This window comes from Stappia indica (assembly GCF_020177335.1).
Taxonomy (GTDB): Bacteria; Pseudomonadota; Alphaproteobacteria; order Rhizobiales; family Stappiaceae; genus Stappia; species Stappia indica_B.
Window position 1 is genome coordinate 1 of record NZ_JAIVMG010000016.1, and the last position, 16,482, is coordinate 16,482.

At 63.3% G+C, this 16,482-nt stretch carries 29 protein-coding genes; all 29 read left to right on the forward strand.

Going from position 1 to position 16,482, the window contains the following annotated elements; all coding sequences use genetic code 11:
- Positions 1-813, forward strand: an 813-nt coding sequence (locus tag LC062_RS18370; RefSeq protein ID WP_224912481.1) for an elongation factor Tu, incomplete at its 5' end; no start/stop codon positions are given.
- 58 nt (positions 814-871) lie between these two features.
- Positions 872-1,180 carry a 30S ribosomal protein S10 gene (rpsJ, locus tag LC062_RS18375; protein WP_067216522.1) on the forward strand — a complete coding sequence of 103 codons (309 nt, stop codon included), beginning with the start codon at positions 872-874 and terminating at the stop codon, positions 1,178-1,180.
- 23 nt (positions 1,181-1,203) lie between these two features.
- Positions 1,204-1,914 carry a 50S ribosomal protein L3 gene (rplC, locus tag LC062_RS18380; RefSeq protein WP_224912482.1) on the forward strand — a complete coding sequence of 237 codons (711 nt, stop codon included), beginning with the start codon at positions 1,204-1,206 and terminating at the stop codon, positions 1,912-1,914.
- Positions 1,914-2,534, forward strand: coding sequence for a 50S ribosomal protein L4 (rplD, locus tag LC062_RS18385; RefSeq protein ID WP_224912483.1), 621 nt, complete (start codon positions 1,914-1,916; stop codon positions 2,532-2,534). The genes rplC and rplD overlap by 1 nt, the downstream gene beginning before the upstream one ends.
- Positions 2,531-2,824, forward strand: coding sequence for a 50S ribosomal protein L23 (locus LC062_RS18390; protein ID WP_224912484.1), 294 nt, complete (start codon positions 2,531-2,533; stop codon positions 2,822-2,824). The genes rplD and LC062_RS18390 overlap by 4 nt, the downstream gene beginning before the upstream one ends.
- A gap of 17 nt (positions 2,825-2,841) precedes the next feature.
- The gene (gene rplB / locus LC062_RS18395) at positions 2,842-3,675 is read left to right on the forward strand and encodes a 50S ribosomal protein L2 (RefSeq protein ID WP_224912485.1); all 834 of its coding nucleotides are present in this window, start codon (positions 2,842-2,844) and stop codon (positions 3,673-3,675) included.
- A 12-nt stretch (positions 3,676-3,687) separates the two neighbouring features.
- On the forward strand, positions 3,688-3,966 hold the full coding sequence (gene rpsS / locus LC062_RS18400) for a 30S ribosomal protein S19 (protein WP_181758803.1): 279 nt from the start codon (positions 3,688-3,690) through the stop codon (positions 3,964-3,966).
- A gap of 2 nt (positions 3,967-3,968) precedes the next feature.
- Entirely contained in the window at positions 3,969-4,349 is a 381-nt protein-coding gene (gene rplV / locus LC062_RS18405) for a 50S ribosomal protein L22 (RefSeq protein ID WP_224912486.1), read from the forward strand.
- Positions 4,349-5,065, forward strand: a complete 717-nt coding sequence (gene rpsC / locus LC062_RS18410) for a 30S ribosomal protein S3 (protein ID WP_181758805.1) — start codon at positions 4,349-4,351, stop codon at positions 5,063-5,065. Before rplV ends, rpsC begins: the two co-directional genes overlap by 1 nt.
- A gap of 45 nt (positions 5,066-5,110) precedes the next feature.
- The gene (rplP, locus tag LC062_RS18415) at positions 5,111-5,524 is read left to right on the forward strand and encodes a 50S ribosomal protein L16 (RefSeq protein WP_029057575.1); all 414 of its coding nucleotides are present in this window, start codon (positions 5,111-5,113) and stop codon (positions 5,522-5,524) included.
- 22 nt (positions 5,525-5,546) lie between these two features.
- Positions 5,547-5,747, forward strand: a complete 201-nt coding sequence (rpmC, locus tag LC062_RS18420) for a 50S ribosomal protein L29 (protein ID WP_181758806.1) — start codon at positions 5,547-5,549, stop codon at positions 5,745-5,747.
- Positions 5,748-5,757: 10 nt separating this feature from the next.
- The gene (gene rpsQ, locus LC062_RS18425; protein WP_181758807.1) at positions 5,758-6,000 is read left to right on the forward strand and encodes a 30S ribosomal protein S17; all 243 of its coding nucleotides are present in this window, start codon (positions 5,758-5,760) and stop codon (positions 5,998-6,000) included.
- A 56-nt stretch (positions 6,001-6,056) separates the two neighbouring features.
- Positions 6,057-6,425, forward strand: a complete 369-nt coding sequence (gene rplN, locus LC062_RS18430) for a 50S ribosomal protein L14 (RefSeq protein ID WP_181758808.1) — start codon at positions 6,057-6,059, stop codon at positions 6,423-6,425.
- Positions 6,425-6,742, forward strand: a complete 318-nt coding sequence (rplX, locus tag LC062_RS18435; protein ID WP_181758809.1) for a 50S ribosomal protein L24 — start codon at positions 6,425-6,427, stop codon at positions 6,740-6,742. The genes rplN and rplX overlap by 1 nt, the downstream gene beginning before the upstream one ends.
- Entirely contained in the window at positions 6,735-7,292 is a 558-nt protein-coding gene (gene rplE, locus LC062_RS18440; protein ID WP_224912487.1) for a 50S ribosomal protein L5, read from the forward strand. Before rplX ends, rplE begins: the two co-directional genes overlap by 8 nt.
- Before the next feature lie 27 nt (positions 7,293-7,319).
- Positions 7,320-7,625 carry a 30S ribosomal protein S14 gene (gene rpsN / locus LC062_RS18445; protein ID WP_224912488.1) on the forward strand — a complete coding sequence of 102 codons (306 nt, stop codon included), beginning with the start codon at positions 7,320-7,322 and terminating at the stop codon, positions 7,623-7,625.
- An 11-nt stretch (positions 7,626-7,636) separates the two neighbouring features.
- On the forward strand, positions 7,637-8,035 hold the full coding sequence (gene rpsH, locus LC062_RS18450) for a 30S ribosomal protein S8 (protein ID WP_181758812.1): 399 nt from the start codon (positions 7,637-7,639) through the stop codon (positions 8,033-8,035).
- Positions 8,036-8,082: 47 nt separating this feature from the next.
- Positions 8,083-8,616: a 50S ribosomal protein L6 gene (gene rplF, locus LC062_RS18455; protein WP_224912489.1), complete on the forward strand. Its 534-nt coding sequence runs from the start codon at positions 8,083-8,085 to the stop codon at positions 8,614-8,616.
- 11 nt (positions 8,617-8,627) lie between these two features.
- Complete coding sequence (gene rplR / locus LC062_RS18460; protein ID WP_224912490.1) at positions 8,628-8,990, forward strand: 50S ribosomal protein L18; 363 nt, start codon at positions 8,628-8,630, stop codon at positions 8,988-8,990.
- A gap of 44 nt (positions 8,991-9,034) precedes the next feature.
- On the forward strand, positions 9,035-9,601 hold the full coding sequence (gene rpsE, locus LC062_RS18465) for a 30S ribosomal protein S5 (RefSeq protein ID WP_224912491.1): 567 nt from the start codon (positions 9,035-9,037) through the stop codon (positions 9,599-9,601).
- Between the two features lie 41 nt (positions 9,602-9,642).
- A complete protein-coding gene (gene rpmD / locus LC062_RS18470) occupies positions 9,643-9,837 on the forward strand; it encodes a 50S ribosomal protein L30 (protein WP_181758816.1) in 195 nt (64 codons plus the stop codon).
- Positions 9,838-9,855: 18 nt separating this feature from the next.
- Positions 9,856-10,326, forward strand: a complete 471-nt coding sequence (rplO, locus tag LC062_RS18475; protein WP_181758817.1) for a 50S ribosomal protein L15 — start codon at positions 9,856-9,858, stop codon at positions 10,324-10,326.
- Between the two features lie 48 nt (positions 10,327-10,374).
- Positions 10,375-11,709 (forward strand): preprotein translocase subunit SecY, encoded by a 1,335-nt coding sequence (secY, locus tag LC062_RS18480; RefSeq protein WP_224912492.1) that lies wholly within the window; start codon positions 10,375-10,377, stop codon positions 11,707-11,709.
- On the forward strand, positions 11,706-12,302 hold the full coding sequence (locus LC062_RS18485; protein WP_224912493.1) for an adenylate kinase: 597 nt from the start codon (positions 11,706-11,708) through the stop codon (positions 12,300-12,302). The genes secY and LC062_RS18485 overlap by 4 nt, the downstream gene beginning before the upstream one ends.
- A gap of 162 nt (positions 12,303-12,464) precedes the next feature.
- Positions 12,465-12,833 carry a 30S ribosomal protein S13 gene (rpsM, locus tag LC062_RS18490; RefSeq protein WP_224912494.1) on the forward strand — a complete coding sequence of 123 codons (369 nt, stop codon included), beginning with the start codon at positions 12,465-12,467 and terminating at the stop codon, positions 12,831-12,833.
- A 69-nt stretch (positions 12,834-12,902) separates the two neighbouring features.
- Entirely contained in the window at positions 12,903-13,292 is a 390-nt protein-coding gene (gene rpsK / locus LC062_RS18495) for a 30S ribosomal protein S11 (protein ID WP_181758821.1), read from the forward strand.
- Positions 13,293-13,373: 81 nt separating this feature from the next.
- Positions 13,374-14,396, forward strand: a complete 1,023-nt coding sequence (locus tag LC062_RS18500; protein WP_224912495.1) for a DNA-directed RNA polymerase subunit alpha — start codon at positions 13,374-13,376, stop codon at positions 14,394-14,396.
- Between the two features lie 70 nt (positions 14,397-14,466).
- The gene (rplQ, locus tag LC062_RS18505; protein WP_224912496.1) at positions 14,467-14,892 is read left to right on the forward strand and encodes a 50S ribosomal protein L17; all 426 of its coding nucleotides are present in this window, start codon (positions 14,467-14,469) and stop codon (positions 14,890-14,892) included.
- A gap of 145 nt (positions 14,893-15,037) precedes the next feature.
- Positions 15,038-16,474 (forward strand): DegQ family serine endoprotease, encoded by a 1,437-nt coding sequence (locus LC062_RS18510; RefSeq protein WP_224912497.1) that lies wholly within the window; start codon positions 15,038-15,040, stop codon positions 16,472-16,474.
- Positions 16,475-16,482: the final 8 nt, after the last annotated feature.

Here is a 16,482-nt window from a genome sequence, read left to right on the forward strand (position 1 = left end):
GGCGTTCCGGCGCTGGTGGTGTTCCTGAACAAGGTCGATCAGGTCGACGACGAGGAGCTCCTGGAGCTGGTCGAGATGGAAGTGCGCGAGCTGCTTTCGTCCTACGAGTTCCCGGGCGACGACATTCCGATCGTTGCCGGTTCGGCGCTTGCGGCCCTTGAGGATCGCGATCCGTCGATCGGCGCGGAGAAGATCGCCGAGCTGATGGCTGCGGTCGACGAGTACATCCCGACCCCGGAGCGTCCGGTTGACCTGCCGTTCCTGATGCCGATCGAGGACGTGTTCTCGATCTCCGGTCGTGGCACGGTTGTGACCGGCCGCGTGGAGCGCGGTGTCGTCAAGGTTGGCGAGGAAGTCGAGATCGTCGGCATCCGCGACACCAAGAAGACGACGGTGACCGGCGTCGAGATGTTCCGCAAGCTGCTCGACCAGGGCGAAGCTGGCGACAACATCGGCGCGCTGATCCGCGGCATCGGCCGTGAGGACGTTGAGCGTGGTCAGGTGCTGTGCAAGCCGGGTTCGGTGACGCCGCACACCAAGTTCAACGCCGAGGCGTACATCCTGACGAAGGAAGAGGGTGGCCGTCACACGCCGTTCTTCACCAACTACCGTCCGCAGTTCTACTTCCGCACGACCGACGTGACGGGCGTGGTCGAGCTGCCGGAAGGCACCGAGATGGTGATGCCGGGCGACAACGTGTCGGTTGTTGTGACGCTGATCGTGCCGATCGCGATGGAAGACGGCCTGCGTTTCGCCATCCGCGAAGGTGGCCGCACCGTTGGCGCCGGCGTCGTCGCCTCGATCATCGAGTAACAAAGCGAGACCCGCGGGGCCGGATAACCGGCACCGCGGCCCGCATGGGGACTGAGACATGAACGGTCAAAACATTCGGATCCGTCTCAAGGCGTTCGACCATCGCGTACTCGATGCGTCGACCCGCGAGATCGTCAACACGGCGAAACGGACCGGTGCACAAGTGCGCGGCCCCGTGCCGCTGCCCACGCGGATCGAGAAGTACACCGTGCTTCGCGGACCGCATATCGACAAGAAAAGCCGTGATCAGTTCGAGATGCGCACTCACAAGCGCCTCCTCGACATCGTTGATCCGACGCCGCAGACGGTGGACGCGCTGATGAAGCTCGACCTCGCCGCTGGTGTCGACGTCGAGATCAAGCTGTAAGGCGCTCACAAGGGGACACGCCGATGCGTTCTGGAGTGATCGCACAGAAGGTGGGCATGACCCGCATTTATAATGATGCGGGAGAGCATGTGCCGGTGACGGTACTGAAGCTCGAAAACTGTCAGGTTGTTGCTCACCGGACGGAAGAGAAGAATGGTTACACCGCGCTGCAGGTTGGCGCCGGTCTGGCCAAGGTTAAGAATACGCCGCGGGCAATGCGGGGCCACTTCGCGATCGCGAAGGTGGAACCGAAGCGCAAGCTGGCCGAGTTCCGGGTCTCTGAGGAGAACCTGATCGAGGTGGGGGCCGAAATCACGGCCGACCATTTCGTCGAGGGACAGTTCGTGGATGTCACGGGCACCTCGATCGGTAAGGGCTTTGCCGGTGCCATGAAGCGTCACAACTTCGGTGGCCTGCGCGCCTCGCACGGTGTGTCGATTTCGCACCGTTCGCATGGTTCGACCGGTCAGTGCCAGGACCCCGGCAAGGTGTTCAAGGGCAAGAAGATGGCCGGCCACATGGGTGCCGAGCAGGTGACGACGCAGAACCTGAAGATCGTCCGCACCGACGTGGAGCGCGGCCTGATCATGATCCAGGGCGCCGTCCCGGGTTCGAAGGGTGGCTGGATCGTCATTCGCGATGCCGTCAAGAAGGCGCTGCCGGACGGCGTGCCGATGCCTGGCGGGTTCCGCGCTGCTGAAGCCGCTGTCGCGGTCGAGAAGGAGAGCGAGTGATGGAACTTGAGGTAAAGACCCTCGAAGGGGCTGCCGCCGGTTCGATCACGGTGTCGGATGAGATCTTCGGTCTCGAGCCGCGCACCGACCTGATCCACCGCGTGGTGCGCTGGCAGCTTGCCAAGCGGCAGGCTGGCACGCACAAGGCGCTGCAGCGTTCGGAAATCAGCGGGACGACGAAGAAGTTCGTCCGCCAGAAGGGTACCGGCGGCGCACGTCACGGTAACAAGAAGGCTCCGCAGTTCCGCGGTGGTGGCAAGGCGCATGGACCGGTGGTCCGCAGCCATGCGCATGATCTTCCCAAGAAGATCCGCGCGCTCGGCCTGCGTCATGCCCTGTCGGCCAAGGTGAAGTCCGAAGGCCTGATCATCGTCGACGAGGCGAAGGCGACCGAAGCCAAGACCAAGGCGCTGAGCGCCCGTCTGGACAAGCTCGGCTTTTCCAACGTCCTGGTGATCGATGGCAGCGAGATCGACAGCAACTTCCGGCTGGCGGCCCGCAACATCCCGGCATTCGACGTGCTGCCGATCGAAGGCATCAATGTCTTCGACATCCTGCGGCGCGAGAAGCTGATCCTGACCAAGGCTGCTGTGTCGGCTCTGGAGGAGCGGTTCAAATGACGACGCTGAAGCACTTCGACACGATCGTCTCGCCGGTGATCACCGAAAAGGCGACCTTCGCATCGGAACAGAACAAGGTTGTGTTCAACGTTTCCGGCACTGCGACCAAGCCTGAGATCAAGGCAGCGGTCGAGGCCCTGTTCGGGGTCAAGGTGACGGCCGTGAACACGCTGGTCCGCAAGGGCAAGCAGAAGCGGTTCCGCGGACGCCTCGGGCAGCAGTCCGACGTCAAGAAAGCGGTTGTGACGTTGCAGGACGGTCAGTCCATCGACGTCACCACGGGCCTTTAAGGGCGGGGTAAGGAAACATGGCACTCAAGACCTTTAATCCGACATCGCCCGGTCGCCGCCAGCTGGTTCTCGTCGACCGTGCGGCGCTCTACAAGGGCAAGCCGGTCAAGACGCTGACCGAGGGGCTTTCCAAGTCCGGCGGTCGCAACAACACCGGTCGCACCACCTCCCCGAACCGGGGCGGTGGTCACAAGCGGCGGTACCGGGTGATCGATTTCAAGCGCACCAAGGCGGATCTGTTCGCCACGGTGGAGCGGATCGAATACGATCCCAACCGGACTGCGTTCATCGCCCTCATCAAGTATGAGGACGGCGAGCTGTCCTACATCCTGGCTCCGCAGCGGCTCGCCGTTGGGGACAAGGTTGTGGCCGGCAAGTCGGTCGACGTGAAGCCGGGCAATGCGATGCCGCTGGCCTCCATTCCGGTCGGCACCATCGTCCACAATGTGGAGATGAAGCCGGGCAAGGGCGGTCAGATCGCCCGCTCCGCCGGTGCCTACGTGCAGATCGTCGGTCGCGACCAGGGCTACACCACCATCCGTCTGATGTCGGGTGAGCAGCGCCGGGTTCTCGGCACCTGCATGGCCACCATCGGCGCCGTGTCCAACCCGGACCATGGCAACGTCAATCTGGGCAAGGCCGGTCGGTCGCGCTGGATCGGACGTCGCCCGCATGTTCGCGGTGTGGCCATGAACCCGGTCGATCACCCGCATGGTGGCGGTGAGGGTCGTACCTCCGGTGGTCGTCATCCGGTTACCCCCTGGGGCAAGCCGACCAAGGGCAAGCGCACACGGCGCAACAAGGCCACGGACAAGTACATCGTCCGCAGCCGCCACGCGCGCAAGAAATAAGAGGGGCCGGTCATGGCACGTTCTGTTTGGAAAGGCCCGTTTGTCGACGGCTTTGTGCTGAAGAAGGCAGATAAGGTCCGCGCCTCCGGGCGCAATGAGGTCATCAAGATCTGGAGCCGGCGGTCGACAATCCTGCCGCAGTTCGTTGGTCTGACCTTTGGCGTTTACAACGGCCAGAAGCATATCCCTGTTCTGGTGTCCGAAGACATGATCGGTCACAAGTTCGGTGAGTTCTCGCCGTCCCGGACCTATTACGGCCACGGCGCCGACAAGAAGGCGAAGAGGAAGTAACGATGGGCAAGCCGAAGGGTGAGCGCGCGCTCGCCGACAACGAGGCAAAGGCGGTCGCCCGCATGTTGCGCGTCTCCCCGCGCAAGCTGAACCTTGTCGCGGCATCGATCCGCGGCATGAAGGTCGAAAAGGCTCTTTCCGACCTGACGTTCTCGCGCAAGCGGATTTCCGGGGATGTCAAGAAGGCGCTGATGTCTGCGGTCGCCAATGCCGAGAACAACCACGATCTCGACGTCGACAACCTGATCGTCGCCGAGGCGCATGTGGGCAAGGCATTTGTTATCAAGCGGTTCCAGGCACGAGCCCGCGGCCGTGTCGGTCGGATCGAAAAGCCGTTTTCGAACCTGACCATCGTCGTCCGCGAAGTCGAGGAGACTGCCTGATGGGACATAAAGTCAATCCGATCGGCCTGCGTCTCGGGATCAACCGGACCTGGGATTCCCGCTGGTACGCCGACAAGGGCGAGTACGGTCAGCTTCTGCACGAGGACTTCCGCATTCGGGAGTACATCCTCAAGGCGCTGAAGCAGGCGGCGGTCTCCAAGGTCGTGGTCGAGCGTCCGCACCGCAAGTGCCGCGTCACCGTTCATTCCGGTCGTCCGGGTGTGGTGATCGGCAAGAAGGGCGCGGACATCGAGAAGCTGCGCAAGGCTCTGTCGCAGATCACCAACTCGGATGTGCACATCAACATCGTTGAAGTGCGCAAGCCGGAGGTGGACGCTCAGCTGGTGGCCGATTCGATCGCACAGCAGCTGGAACGCCGCGTGGCTTTCCGCCGGGCGATGAAGCGTTCGGTGCAGTCGGCGATGCGTATGGGTGCCCAGGGCATCCGCATCAACTGCGGCGGCCGTCTCGGCGGTGCGGAAATCGCACGGACCGAGTGGTATCGCGAGGGCCGGGTGCCGCTGCACACGTTGCGCGCGGACATCGATTATGGCACAGCAACCGCACACACGGCCTATGGCACCTGTGGCGTCAAGGTCTGGATTTTCAAGGGTGAGATCCTGGAGCACGATCCGATGGCGTCCGAGCGGCGCGCGGTCGAGGGCGATGGGTCGAACCAGGGCGGCGGACGCCGCGAGCGCGGCCGCGCAGCCTAACGGCGCCGGTCGGGTCTTGGACAAGAGAGAAGCGAGAGAAGAGCGATGCTGCAACCAAAGCGAACAAAGTTCCGCAAGCAGCACAAGGGCCGGATCCATGGCACTGCCAAGGGTGGTACCGATCTCAATTTCGGCGCCTTCGGCCTGAAGGCCGTTGAGCCGGAGCGGGTGACCGCTCGTCAGATCGAGGCGGCCCGTCGTGCCATGACCCGACACATGAAGCGTGCGGGACGTGTCTGGATCCGCATTTTCCCGGATGTGCCGGTGTCGTCGAAGCCGACCGAAGTGCGTATGGGTAAGGGTAAGGGTTCGCCGGACTACTGGGCCGCCAAGGTCAAGCCCGGGCGGATCATGTTCGAAATCGACGGAGTGCCGGAAGACACGGCACGCGAAGCGATGCGCCTGGCGGCTGCGAAACTGCCGATCAAGTGCCGTTTCGTTCAGCGGATCGCCGACTAGGCGTGACGAGGAGATAAGTGCCATGAAGGCAACGGACGTTCGGGCAAAGACCCTGGACGAGCTGGGAACCGATCTGGAAAGCCTGAAGAAGGAGCAGTTCAACCTGCGCTTCCAGCGGGCGACCGGCCAGCTTGAGAATACGGCGCGTGTGCGCCAGGTGCGGCGCGACATTGCCCGCATTCAGACGATCATGCGCGAAAAGCGCGTGGCGACCAGCGCGTAAGGAGACCGAGATGCCGAAACGCGTGCTGCAGGGCGTCGTGGTGAGCAACGCCAATGACAAGACGGTAACGGTTCGTGTGGAGCGTCGCTTCACCCACCCGTTGTTCAAGAAGACCGTTCGCCGCTCGAAGAAGTATCGGGCGCATGACGAGACCAACGCACATCAGGTCGGGGACACCGTCTCCATCCAGGAATGCGCGCCGATCTCGAAGAACAAAACCTGGACCGTTGTCGAAGGCTCGACTGCGGACTGACGTGACGTCCGGCGTCCGGTCACGGACGCGGTGAAAGAAGAACAAGGCGGCCAGTCATGATTCAGATGCAAACAAACCTCGACGTGGCGGATAATTCCGGCGCCCGTCGTGTCATGTGCATCAAAGTGCTCGGCGGCTCGAAGCGGAAATATGCCAGCGTTGGCGACATCATCGTCGTCAGCGTGAAGGAGGCAAATCCGCGCGGGCGCGTCAAGAAGGGCGACGTGATGAAAGCGGTCGTCGTGCGTACGGCGAAGGATATCCGCCGGGCCGACGGCTCAGTGATCCGATTCGACCGCAATGCGGCGGTTCTGGTCAACAACAACAAGGAACCGATCGGGACCCGTATTTTCGGGCCGGTTCCGCGGGAACTGCGTGCGAAGCAGCACATGAAAGTGATCTCGCTTGCACCGGAGGTGCTCTAATGGCCGCTAAGATCAAGAAGGGCGACAAGGTCGTCGTACTGACCGGTCGCGACAAGGGCAAGACCGGCGAGATCGTGCAGATCCTGCCGAAGGAAGACAAGGCGCTGGTTCGCGGCGTCAATGTCGTCCAGCGGCACCAGCGCCAGACCGCTCAGGCGGAAGGCGGTATCATCAGCAAGGAACTGCCGGTTCATATCTCGAACCTGGCGCTCGCCGATCCCAAGGATGGCAAGCCGACCCGCGTCGGGTTCCGTGTCAACGACGACGGCACCAAGGTGCGCGTGGCCAAGCGCTCGGGAGATCTGATCGATGGCTGAGACCAAGACCGCGCCGCGGCTGAAGACGGAATACCTTGAGAAGATCCGTCCGCTGTTGCAGGAAAAGTTCAACTACCAGAATCCGATGCAGATTCCCGCGCTTGAGAAGATCGTTCTCAACATGGGTGTCGGCGAGGCCGTCGCGGACAGCAAGAAGGCGAAGATCGCCGCTGAAGATCTGGCGATGATCGCCGGTCAGAAGCCGGTCATCACCACCGCGCGCAAGTCGATCGCGACCTTCAAGGTGCGTGAAGGCATGCCGCTGGGCGCCAAGGTGACGCTGCGCGGCGAGCGGATGTATGAGTTCCTCGACCGGCTCATCACCATCGCCCTGCCTCGGGTGCGTGACTTCCGTGGCCTGAACCCGAAGAGCTTCGACGGGCGCGGTAACTACGCGACGGGCATCAAGGAGCACATCGTTTTCCCGGAAATCAACTACGACAAGGTTGATCAGATCTGGGGCATGGACGTGGTGGTCTGCACCACTGCCGACAACGATGACGAGGCGCGCGAGCTTCTGCGCGCGTTCAACTTCCCGTTCCGCAAATAATCGAGCGGGAAAGAACGAGGACAGACGATGGCGAAGAAGAGCGCGATCGAGAAGAACAAGCGGCGCGAGCGGCTCGTTAAGAAATACGCGGAAAAGCGTGCCGAGCTGAAGGCGCAGTCGAAGGACGAGACGCTGACGCTGGAAGAGCGCTATGCGGCACGGTTGAAGCTGGCGAAACTGCCGCGCAACTCCGCGCCGATTCGTGTGCGCAACCGTTGCGAGGTAACCGGGCGTCCGCGCGGTTTCTACCGCAAGTTGAAGATGTCGCGCGTGGCGCTTCGCGAGCTGGGCTCCAAGGGTTTGATCCCGGGCCTGGTCAAGTCGAGCTGGTAAGGAGACGTTAGATGGCGCTTTCCGATCCCTTGGGCGATATGCTCACCCGGATCCGCAACGCTCAGATGCGGCGCAAGAGCAAGGTCTCGACGCCCGCGTCAAAGTTGCGTGAACATGTACTCGACGTTTTGGCTGCTGAAGGGTATATCCGCGGTTACTCCACCGTGGAATACGAGGGCGGCAAGTCCGAGCTCGAGATCGAGCTGAAGTACTTCGACGGCGAGCCGGTGATCCGCAGCATCGAGCGGGTCTCGAAGCCGGGTCGGCGGGTGTATTCTTCGGTGAAGAATATCCCGCGGGTTTCGAACGGTCTCGGGGTTTCGATCCTTTCCACGCCGCGCGGCGTGATGAGCGATCACGATGCCCGGGAAAACAACGTGGGTGGCGAGGTCCTCTGCCGCATCTTCTGATGCGGCCCTAGAGGACTCGCGGAACGCAAACTGGACAGGTTGGTCATATGTCTCGAATTGGCAAGAAGCCAGTCCCCGTGCCGAGCGGGGTAACGGCAACGATCAACGGTCGGAATGTTGAGGTCAAGGGCCCGAAGGGACAGATGTCCTTCGCGCTCAACAGCCTGGTTCTGGCCGAAATGACGGATGATGGGATCAAGGTCGATCCCAGCGTCGACAGCAAGCCGGCGCGTGCGATGTGGGGTATGTCCCGCACCATGATCGCGAACCTGATCACCGGCGTGAGCGCCGGCTTCGAAAAGAAGCTGGAGATCACCGGTGTCGGTTACCGCGCTCAGGTGCAGGGCCGGAACCTGCAGCTCGCGCTTGGCTTTTCGCACGACGTTGTCTACGCGGTGCCGGAAGGCATCGAGGTGAAGTGCCCGAAGCCGACCGAGATCGTCGTGTCGGGCATGGACAAGCAGCGTGTCGGTCAGGTCGCGGCGGAAATCCGCGCCTACCGTCCGCCGGAGCCCTACAAGGGCAAGGGCATTCGCTATGCGGACGAATTCATCGTTCGCAAGGAAGGCAAGAAGAAGTAACGGACCGGATCATGGCGAAGACAAATTCAAGCTTCGAGCGCCGCCGCGACCGCGTCCGTCGTTCGATCAAGAAGGTGATGAACGGCCGCCCGCGTCTGTCGGTGTTCCGCTCTTCCAAGCAGATTTACGCGCAGATCATCGACGATGCGAAGGGCCATACCCTGGCGTCCGCCTCGACGATCGAGAAGGACATTCGCGACGGTCTGAAGACCGGTGCCGATGCGGCCGCTGCCGCTGCCGTCGGCAAGCTGATCGCGGAGCGCGCGAAAGCCGCCGGTGTCACCCAGGTCGTGTTCGACCGCGGTGGCTACATCTATCATGGGCGTGTCAAGGCGCTGGCGGATGCCGCGCGCGAGGGCGGGCTGGAATTCTGATCGTCCCTCTGCGAGACGCTCACAGATAAACGGAAGCGAAAATTATGGCGAGACAGGACACACGGGATCGCGGCGGCGAGCGTGACAGCGAGTTTGTCGACAAGCTCGTTCACATCAACCGCGTCGCGAAGGTCGTGAAGGGTGGTCGCCGGTTCGGATTTGCCGCACTGGTCGTTGTTGGCGATCAGAAGGGCCGGGTCGGTTTCGGCCATGGCAAGGCGCGGGAAGTGCCGGAAGCGATCCGCAAGGCGACGGAAGCTGCCAAGCGGTCGATGATCCGGGTTCCGCTGCGCGAAGGCCGGACCCTGCATCACGATGTCGCCGGACGGCATGGCGCGGGCAAGGTGTTCCTGCGTGCGGCTCCGGCCGGTACCGGTATCATCGCGGGCGGCCCGATGCGCGCCGTGTTCGAGACCCTTGGGGTCCAGGACGTGGTGGCGAAGTCGATCGGCTCGGCGAACCCCTACAACATGGTGCGTGCCACCTTCGAAGCCCTGAAGAAAGAAGACAGCCCGCGCTCGGTTGCTGCGCGTCGCGGTCTCAAGGTTTCGCAGATCCAGGCCCGTCGCCGTGACATCGACGATGGGGCACAGGCCGGCGCCGAGGCTTGAACCTCGGTACGGTTGACCCCAGCTTAGAAAGGCTTGGTTTGATGGCGAACAGCGAAAAGACCGTCACGGTCGAGCAGATCGGTAGCCCGTTGCGGCGCCCGAAGGACCAGCGGGCAACGCTCGTCGGCCTCGGCCTGAACAAGATGCACCGCCGCTCGACGCTGAAGGACACGCCGGAAGTGCGTGGCATGATCCGCAAGGTTCAGCATCTCGTGCGCGTCGTCGAAGACGCGTAAGGGATCGGGAGACAGAACATGAAACTCAATGAACTCCGGGACAATCCGGGCGCGACCAAGGAACGCACGCGCGTCGGTCGCGGTATCGGTTCGGGCAAGGGCAAGACCGGCGGCCGTGGCGTCAAGGGTCAGAAGTCCCGCTCGGGCGTCGCGATCAAGGGCTTCGAGGGTGGCCAGATGCCGCTGCATCGTCGCCTGCCGAAGCGCGGCTTCACCAACATCTTCGCCAAATCCTTCAACGCCGTGAGCGTTGGCCGGGTGCAGAAGGCGATCGATGCTGGCAAGCTCGACGCCTCGCAGACCGTGACGGTCGAAGCGCTCAAGGCCGCCGGTGTCGTCCGCCGCGTCAAGGATGGCGTCCGCCTCCTGTCGAACGGCGAGCTGACCGCCAAGGTGACCTTCGAGGTCGCCGGCGCGTCCAAGGCGGCCATTGCCGCGGTCGAAAAGGCCGGCGGCAAGGTTGCGATTATCGGATCCCAGGCTGAATAAGCCTGGGGTTCCCCCTTTTCTGCCTGCACATAGTGACCGGAGCCCGGAATGGCATCAGCGGCCGAACAGCTTGCGGCTAATCTGAATTTTTCAGCTTTCGCAAAAGCCGAGGAATTGAAGAAGCGTATCTGGTTCACACTGGGTGCGCTTCTTGTGTATCGGTTCGGCACCTATGTGCCGCTGCCCGGAATCAACCCGGAGGCCTTCGCACAGGCCTTTGGCCAGGCGCAGCAGGGCATTGTCGGGCTGTTCAACATGTTCACCGGCGGTGCCGTGGAGCGCATGGCGATCCTGGCGCTCGGCATCATGCCGTATATCTCCGCCTCGATCATCATCCAGCTTCTGACCTCGGTCGTTCCTTCGCTTGAGCAGCTCAAGAAGGAAGGGGAACAGGGCCGCAAGGTGATCAACCAGTATACCCGTTACGGCACGGTGGTGCTGGCGACCTTCCAGGCCTACGGCATTGCCATCGGGCTCGAAGGGGCGACCAATGTGGTGGTCGATCCGGGCTGGTTCTTCCGCATTTCCGCGGTGATCTCGCTGGTCGGCGGCACCATGTTCCTGATGTGGCTGGGTGAGCAGATCACCGCGCGCGGCATCGGCAACGGTATCTCGCTGATCATCTTCGCCGGCATCGTCGCCGGTCTGCCGGCGGCCATCGTCTCGACGCTGGAGCTGGGACGGCAGGGCGCGCTGGCGACGCCGATCATCCTCGGCATCATCCTGCTGTCGGTGGCGGTGATCGCGTTGATCGTGTTCATGGAGCGGGCGCAGCGCCGGCTGCTGATCCAGTATCCGAAGCGGCAGATGGGCAACCGCATGTTCGAGGGCAACACCTCGTTCCTGCCGCTCAAGCTGAACACCGCCGGTGTGATTCCGCCGATCTTCGCCTCGTCGCTCTTGCTGGTTCCGGCCACCATTTCGGGCCTTGGTACCACCGGTGGGGAAGACAGCATCCTGACGACGGTGACGGCGCTGCTCGGCCACGGCCAGCCGCTCTATATGCTGCTCTATGCGGCGCTGATCGTCTTCTTCTGTTATTTCTACACGGCGATCGTGTTCAATCCGACCGATACGGCCGACAATCTGAAGAAGCACGGGGGCTTCATTCCGGGCATCCGTCCGGGAGAGCGGACCGCGCAGTACATTGATTACGTGCTGACCCGGATCACCAGCGTTGGCGCGATCTACATCGTCCTGGTCTGTCTATTACCCGAATTCCTCATTTCCGCGACTGGCGTTCCGTTCTACTTCGGTGGCACCTCGCTGCTGATCGTCGTCAGCGTGACCATGGATACGGTTTCCCAGATCCAGGGCCATCTGCTTGCGCATCAGTACGAGGGACTGGTGAAGAAAGCGAAGCTCAGGGGGAAGCGTAGATGAGGCTGATTTTTCTTGGCCCACCGGGGGCCGGAAAAGGGACACAGGCCACGCGCCTGGTGAAGAAGCACGGTATTCCGCAGCTGTCGACGGGCGATATGCTCCGTGCGGCAGTGGCGGCGGAGACCCCGATCGGGCTCCAGGCCAAGGCGGTGATGGAAGCGGGCGGTTTGGTCTCCGACGAGATCGTGATCGGCATCGTTGCCGACCGCATCGAGGAGCCGGACGCGGCCAAGGGGTTCATCCTCGACGGTTTTCCGCGGACGGTTGCCCAGGCCGAGGCTCTGGACAAGATGCTGGCCGAGAAGGAGTTGAAGCTCGATCTCGTGCTGGAGCTGCAGGTCGACCAGACCGCGCTCGTCGACCGGATCGTCAAGCGGGCGGAAGAAGCCCGGGCAAATGGCGAGCCGGTCCGCAAGGACGACGATCCGGTGATCTTCCGGCAGCGGCTCGATGCGTACAATCGGGATACCGCGATCGTCGCGCCGTACTACCGGGAGCGCGGCCAGCTCAGCGCCATCGACGGCATGCAGTCGATCGAGGCGGTGGCCGATCAGATCGATGCCGCACTTGACGCATGTGTCGTGACCGGCTAAGGGTCGCGGCCTGCTAGACAGATTGCCGCCGTTTCCGCGTCTCGGGACGCGGGGCGGCATTTGTTGTGCATGAATTTCCTTCCCGCAGGGGCCGGGCTCCACCGGACGCGGGAGCAACCCAGGTGGCCGCCAATCGTGGCGCCACAAGACATGGAGACGGCAGTGGCCCGTATCGCAGGTGTAAACATTCCGACCAACAAGCGCGTCGTGATCGCGCTTCAGTACATTCATGGCATTGGCCCGAAGTTCGCCCAGGAGATCATCGAGAAGGTGAACATCGCTCCGGAGCGCCGGGTGAACGAGCTTTCGGACGCCGAAGTGCTGGCGATGCGCGAGGCCATCGACCGCGACTACATCGTCGAGGGCGACCTGCGCCGTGAAACCGCAATGAACATCAAGCGCCTGATGGACCTTGGCTGCTACCGCGGCCTGCGCCATCGTCGCGGACTTCCGGTGCGCGGCCAGCGTACCCACACGAACGCCCGTACCCGCAAGGGTCCGGCGAAGCCGATTGCCGGCAAGAAGAAGTAATTCATCGGAAATCGGCCCGGTGGAGCCGCCGAGATACGGCGGTGACGAGATCGAGCGAAGGAAAGCAAAATGGCAAAAGACACCACGCGCGTCCGGCGTCGCGAACGGAAGAACATTTCGTCCGGCGTTGCGCATGTGAACTCGACGTTCAACAACACCATGATCACCATCACCGATGCCCAGGGCAACGCGATCTCCTGGTCGTCCGCTGGCGCGATGGGGTTCAAGGGCTCGCGTAAGTCGACGCCCTACGCGGCGCAGATCGCTGCGGAAGACGCGGCGAAGAAGGCTGCCGAGCATGGCATGCGCACCCTCGAGGTCGAGGTTCGCGGCCCGGGTTCGGGACGTGAGTCTGCCCTGCGCGCGCTGCAGGCCGCCGGGTTCATGGTCACCTCGATTCGCGACGTGACGCCGATCCCGCACAACGGTTGCCGTCCGCGCAAGCGCCGCCGCGTCTGATCGGCCGGTCCATTCACCCTGATTTCCCAGGCATAGCATGGCCGGTCCGGTGGGGCCGGCGGGACAGCCGGAGGAAGACATTTGAGCATTCACAAAAACTGGCAGGAACTCATCAAGCCGACCAAGCTTGAGGTGAAGCCGGGTCATGATGCGCGCTTTCACGGCGCGGTCGTCGCGGAGCCGCTGGAGCGTGGGTTCGGCCTGACGCTTGGCAATGCGCTGCGTCGCATTCTGCTGTCCTCGCTTCAGGGCGCGGCGGTGACGGCGGTGCAGATCGACGGTGTCCTGCACGAGTTCTCCTCGATTCCGGGCGTTCGCGAGGACGTGACCGACATCGTGCTGAACGTGAAGGAAATCGCGCTGCGGATGCAGGGCGAGGGACCCAAGCGGATGGTGCTGCGCAAGCAGGGCCCGGGCGCGGTGCTGGCCGGTGATATCCAGACGGTGGGCGATGTCGAGGTTCTCAACCCCGATCTCGTTCTTTGCACCCTCGACGAGGGCGCGGAGATCCGGATGGAATTCACCGTCGACACCGGCAAGGGCTATGTTGCGGCGGAACGCAATCGTCCGGAAGATGCCCCCATCGGGCTGATCCCGGTCGACAGCTTGTATTCGCCGGTCAAGAAGGTGTCCTACCGGGTGGAAAACACCCGTGAAGGCCAGGTTCTCGACTATGACAAGCTGACGCTGACGGTGGAAACCGACGGCTCGGTCACGCCGGAAGACGCGGTCGCTTTCGCTGCCCGCATCCTGCAGGATCAGCTTTCGATCTTCGTCAACTTCGAAGAGCCGCGCCGCGAAGTGAAGGAGGACACCGTCCCCGAGCTCGCGTTCAACCCGGCGCTTCTGAAGAAGGTCGACGAGCTGGAACTGTCGGTCCGTTCGGCCAACTGTCTCAAGAACGACAATATCGTTTATATTGGCGATCTGATTCAGAAGACCGAAGCGGAGATGCTGCGCACGCCGAATTTCGGACGCAAGTCGCTGAACGAGATCAAGGAAGTTCTCGCCCAGATGGGTCTCCATCTCGGCATGGAGGTCGCCAACTGGCCGCCGGAGAACATCGACGATCTCGCCAAGCGCTACGAGGATCACCAGTACTAGGACGCGGCCCGTCGCGTCTTCCAAAGGCAAAAGGCGGATCGGTCCGCCGTGATACGAGAAGGAGAGAGCCATGCGCCACGGCAATCGCGGCCGCAAGCTCAACCGTACATCGAGCCATCGCAAGGCGATGTTTGCGAACATGTCGGCATCGCTGATTCAGCATGAGCAGATTGTAACGACGCTTCCGAAGGCCAAGGAACTGCGGCCGATCATCGAGAAGCTGATCACCCTGGGCAAGCGCGGCGACCTGCACGCCCGCCGTCAGGCGATCGCGCAGATCCAGGACGTTGCCATGGTCGGCAAGCTGTTCGACGCCCTCGCGGAACGCTACAAGAGCCGCAACGGCGGCTACACCCGGGTCCTCAAGGCCGGGTTCCGCTATGGCGACAACGCGCCGATGGCCGTGATCGAATTCGTCGACCGCGACGTGTCGGCCAAGGGGGCGGCTGACCGCGCCCGCACCGAGGCGGAAGCCGAGACGGAAGCGGCTGCCTGATCCCGTCAGGCAGACGTGAAGAATTGGAAAAGGCGGCCTTCGGGTCGCCTTTTTTGTTACGCTTCTGATGGTTGAGGGATGCGCCGCGAGTCGTGGCTCGGGCGGCGCGATCATCGGCAATGCGGGTGCGAAGGTGGAGTTGTCCATGAGAGGATATGGTGTCGCGGGGCGGTGTTTCGCGGTTGCGGTGGCCGTGCTGGCGCTTTCCGGAGCGGTAACGGGCGATTTGCGCGCCGAGGATCGGGTGGCGCCGCGCAGCGCGGCGGAGCTTCGGCTGTCCTTTGCGCCGATCGTGCGCGAAGCGGCGCCGGCGGTGGTCAATGTCTATGCCAAGCGCACGGTGTTGCAGCAGCCGGTTTCGCCGTTCTTCAATGACCCGTTCTTCCGGCGCTTCTTTGGCGCTCCGGGACAGGACTTCGGCCGGCCGCGCGAGCGGGTGGAATCCTCGCTCGGTTCCGGGGTGATCGTCTCCGCCGAGGGGGTGATCATCACCAACCATCACGTGATCGAGGGAGCGGACGAGGTGCGCGTGGCGCTTGCCGACCGGCGGGAGCTGGACGCGGAGATCATCCTCAAGGACGAGCGCACCGATCTGGCGATCCTGCGGGTTCGCGATCTCGACGAACCGTTGCCCCATCTCGCGTTTGCGGATTCCGATGAGCTGCAGGTGGGCGATGTGGTGCTGGCGATCGGCAATCCCTTCGGCGTCGGCCAGACGGTGACGCAAGGGATCGTGTCGGCGCTTGCCCGCACCCGGGTCGGGGTCACCGACTACCAGTTCTTCATCCAGACCGACGCGGCGATCAACCCGGGCAACTCGGGCGGTGCGCTGGTGGACATGAAGGGACGGCTGGTCGGCATCAACACCGCGATCTTCTCCCGCTCCGGCGGCTCCAATGGCATCGGCTTCGCGATTCCCTCCAACATGGCGCATTTCGTGGCCATGGCGGCGGAGGGAGATGGTATCATTCGCCGGCCCTGGCTGGGGGCCGGGGTGCAGGCGGTGAGCGCCGATATCGCCGAGGCGATGGGGCTGGACCGTCCGCGCGGTGTGCTTGTCACCAGCATTGCCAAGGACAGCCCGGCGGAGCGAGCCGGGCTGAAGGTCGGTGATCTGATCACCCGGGTGGGGGAGGCGACCGTCGCTGATCCGGATGGCTTCGGCTATCGCTTTGCCACCCGGCCGATCGGCGGCAGCACCTCGTTCACCGTGCTGCGTCAGAGCGGCGAGGTGGAGTTGACGGTAACGCTGGAGGCGGCGCCGGAGACCGTGCCGCGGGATGCGCGGGTGATCGGCGGCCGGTCGCCCTTTGCCGGTGCGACGGTGGTCAACCTGTCTCCGGCGGTGGCGGAGGAGATGCGTCTCGACGCCTTCGACGAGGGTGTGGCAATCCAGGAACTGGAACCGCGTTCGACGGCGGCGCGCGTCGGCCTGCAGGTCGGGGACATCATTGTCTCGGTCAATGGCCGCAAGGTGGACACGACGCGGGTTCTGGAGCGGATCGCGGCTGGGGACCCCGGCGTCTGGCGTCTGGAGATCCAGCGCGGCGGGCGGATCCTGCGGATCGCGCTGCGCGGCTGACGGGAACG

What these genes read in the sequence shown, in the direction of transcription:
- rpsJ (WP_067216522.1), top strand. Translation starts at nt 872, where the DNA reads ATGAACGGTCAAAACATTCGGATCCGTCTCAAGGCGTTCGACCATCGC.
- rplC (WP_224912482.1), top strand. Translation starts at nt 1,204, where the DNA reads ATGCGTTCTGGAGTGATCGCACAGAAGGTGGGCATGACCCGCATTTAT.
- rplD (WP_224912483.1), top strand. Translation starts at nt 1,914, where the DNA reads ATGGAACTTGAGGTAAAGACCCTCGAAGGGGCTGCCGCCGGTTCGATC.
- LC062_RS18390 (WP_224912484.1), top strand. Translation starts at nt 2,531, where the DNA reads ATGACGACGCTGAAGCACTTCGACACGATCGTCTCGCCGGTGATCACC.
- rplB (WP_224912485.1), top strand. Translation starts at nt 2,842, where the DNA reads ATGGCACTCAAGACCTTTAATCCGACATCGCCCGGTCGCCGCCAGCTG.
- rpsS (WP_181758803.1), top strand. Translation starts at nt 3,688, where the DNA reads ATGGCACGTTCTGTTTGGAAAGGCCCGTTTGTCGACGGCTTTGTGCTG.
- rplV (WP_224912486.1), top strand. Translation starts at nt 3,969, where the DNA reads ATGGGCAAGCCGAAGGGTGAGCGCGCGCTCGCCGACAACGAGGCAAAG.
- rpsC (WP_181758805.1), top strand. Translation starts at nt 4,349, where the DNA reads ATGGGACATAAAGTCAATCCGATCGGCCTGCGTCTCGGGATCAACCGG.
- rplP (WP_029057575.1), top strand. Translation starts at nt 5,111, where the DNA reads ATGCTGCAACCAAAGCGAACAAAGTTCCGCAAGCAGCACAAGGGCCGG.
- rpmC (WP_181758806.1), top strand. Translation starts at nt 5,547, where the DNA reads ATGAAGGCAACGGACGTTCGGGCAAAGACCCTGGACGAGCTGGGAACC.
- rpsQ (WP_181758807.1), top strand. Translation starts at nt 5,758, where the DNA reads ATGCCGAAACGCGTGCTGCAGGGCGTCGTGGTGAGCAACGCCAATGAC.
- rplN (WP_181758808.1), top strand. Translation starts at nt 6,057, where the DNA reads ATGATTCAGATGCAAACAAACCTCGACGTGGCGGATAATTCCGGCGCC.
- rplX (WP_181758809.1), top strand. Translation starts at nt 6,425, where the DNA reads ATGGCCGCTAAGATCAAGAAGGGCGACAAGGTCGTCGTACTGACCGGT.
- rplE (WP_224912487.1), top strand. Translation starts at nt 6,735, where the DNA reads ATGGCTGAGACCAAGACCGCGCCGCGGCTGAAGACGGAATACCTTGAG.
- rpsN (WP_224912488.1), top strand. Translation starts at nt 7,320, where the DNA reads ATGGCGAAGAAGAGCGCGATCGAGAAGAACAAGCGGCGCGAGCGGCTC.
- rpsH (WP_181758812.1), top strand. Translation starts at nt 7,637, where the DNA reads ATGGCGCTTTCCGATCCCTTGGGCGATATGCTCACCCGGATCCGCAAC.
- rplF (WP_224912489.1), top strand. Translation starts at nt 8,083, where the DNA reads ATGTCTCGAATTGGCAAGAAGCCAGTCCCCGTGCCGAGCGGGGTAACG.
- rplR (WP_224912490.1), top strand. Translation starts at nt 8,628, where the DNA reads ATGGCGAAGACAAATTCAAGCTTCGAGCGCCGCCGCGACCGCGTCCGT.
- rpsE (WP_224912491.1), top strand. Translation starts at nt 9,035, where the DNA reads ATGGCGAGACAGGACACACGGGATCGCGGCGGCGAGCGTGACAGCGAG.
- rpmD (WP_181758816.1), top strand. Translation starts at nt 9,643, where the DNA reads ATGGCGAACAGCGAAAAGACCGTCACGGTCGAGCAGATCGGTAGCCCG.
- rplO (WP_181758817.1), top strand. Translation starts at nt 9,856, where the DNA reads ATGAAACTCAATGAACTCCGGGACAATCCGGGCGCGACCAAGGAACGC.
- secY (WP_224912492.1), top strand. Translation starts at nt 10,375, where the DNA reads ATGGCATCAGCGGCCGAACAGCTTGCGGCTAATCTGAATTTTTCAGCT.
- LC062_RS18485 (WP_224912493.1), top strand. Translation starts at nt 11,706, where the DNA reads ATGAGGCTGATTTTTCTTGGCCCACCGGGGGCCGGAAAAGGGACACAG.
- rpsK (WP_181758821.1), top strand. Translation starts at nt 12,903, where the DNA reads ATGGCAAAAGACACCACGCGCGTCCGGCGTCGCGAACGGAAGAACATT.
- rplQ (WP_224912496.1), top strand. Translation starts at nt 14,467, where the DNA reads ATGCGCCACGGCAATCGCGGCCGCAAGCTCAACCGTACATCGAGCCAT.
- LC062_RS18510 (WP_224912497.1), top strand. Translation starts at nt 15,038, where the DNA reads ATGAGAGGATATGGTGTCGCGGGGCGGTGTTTCGCGGTTGCGGTGGCC.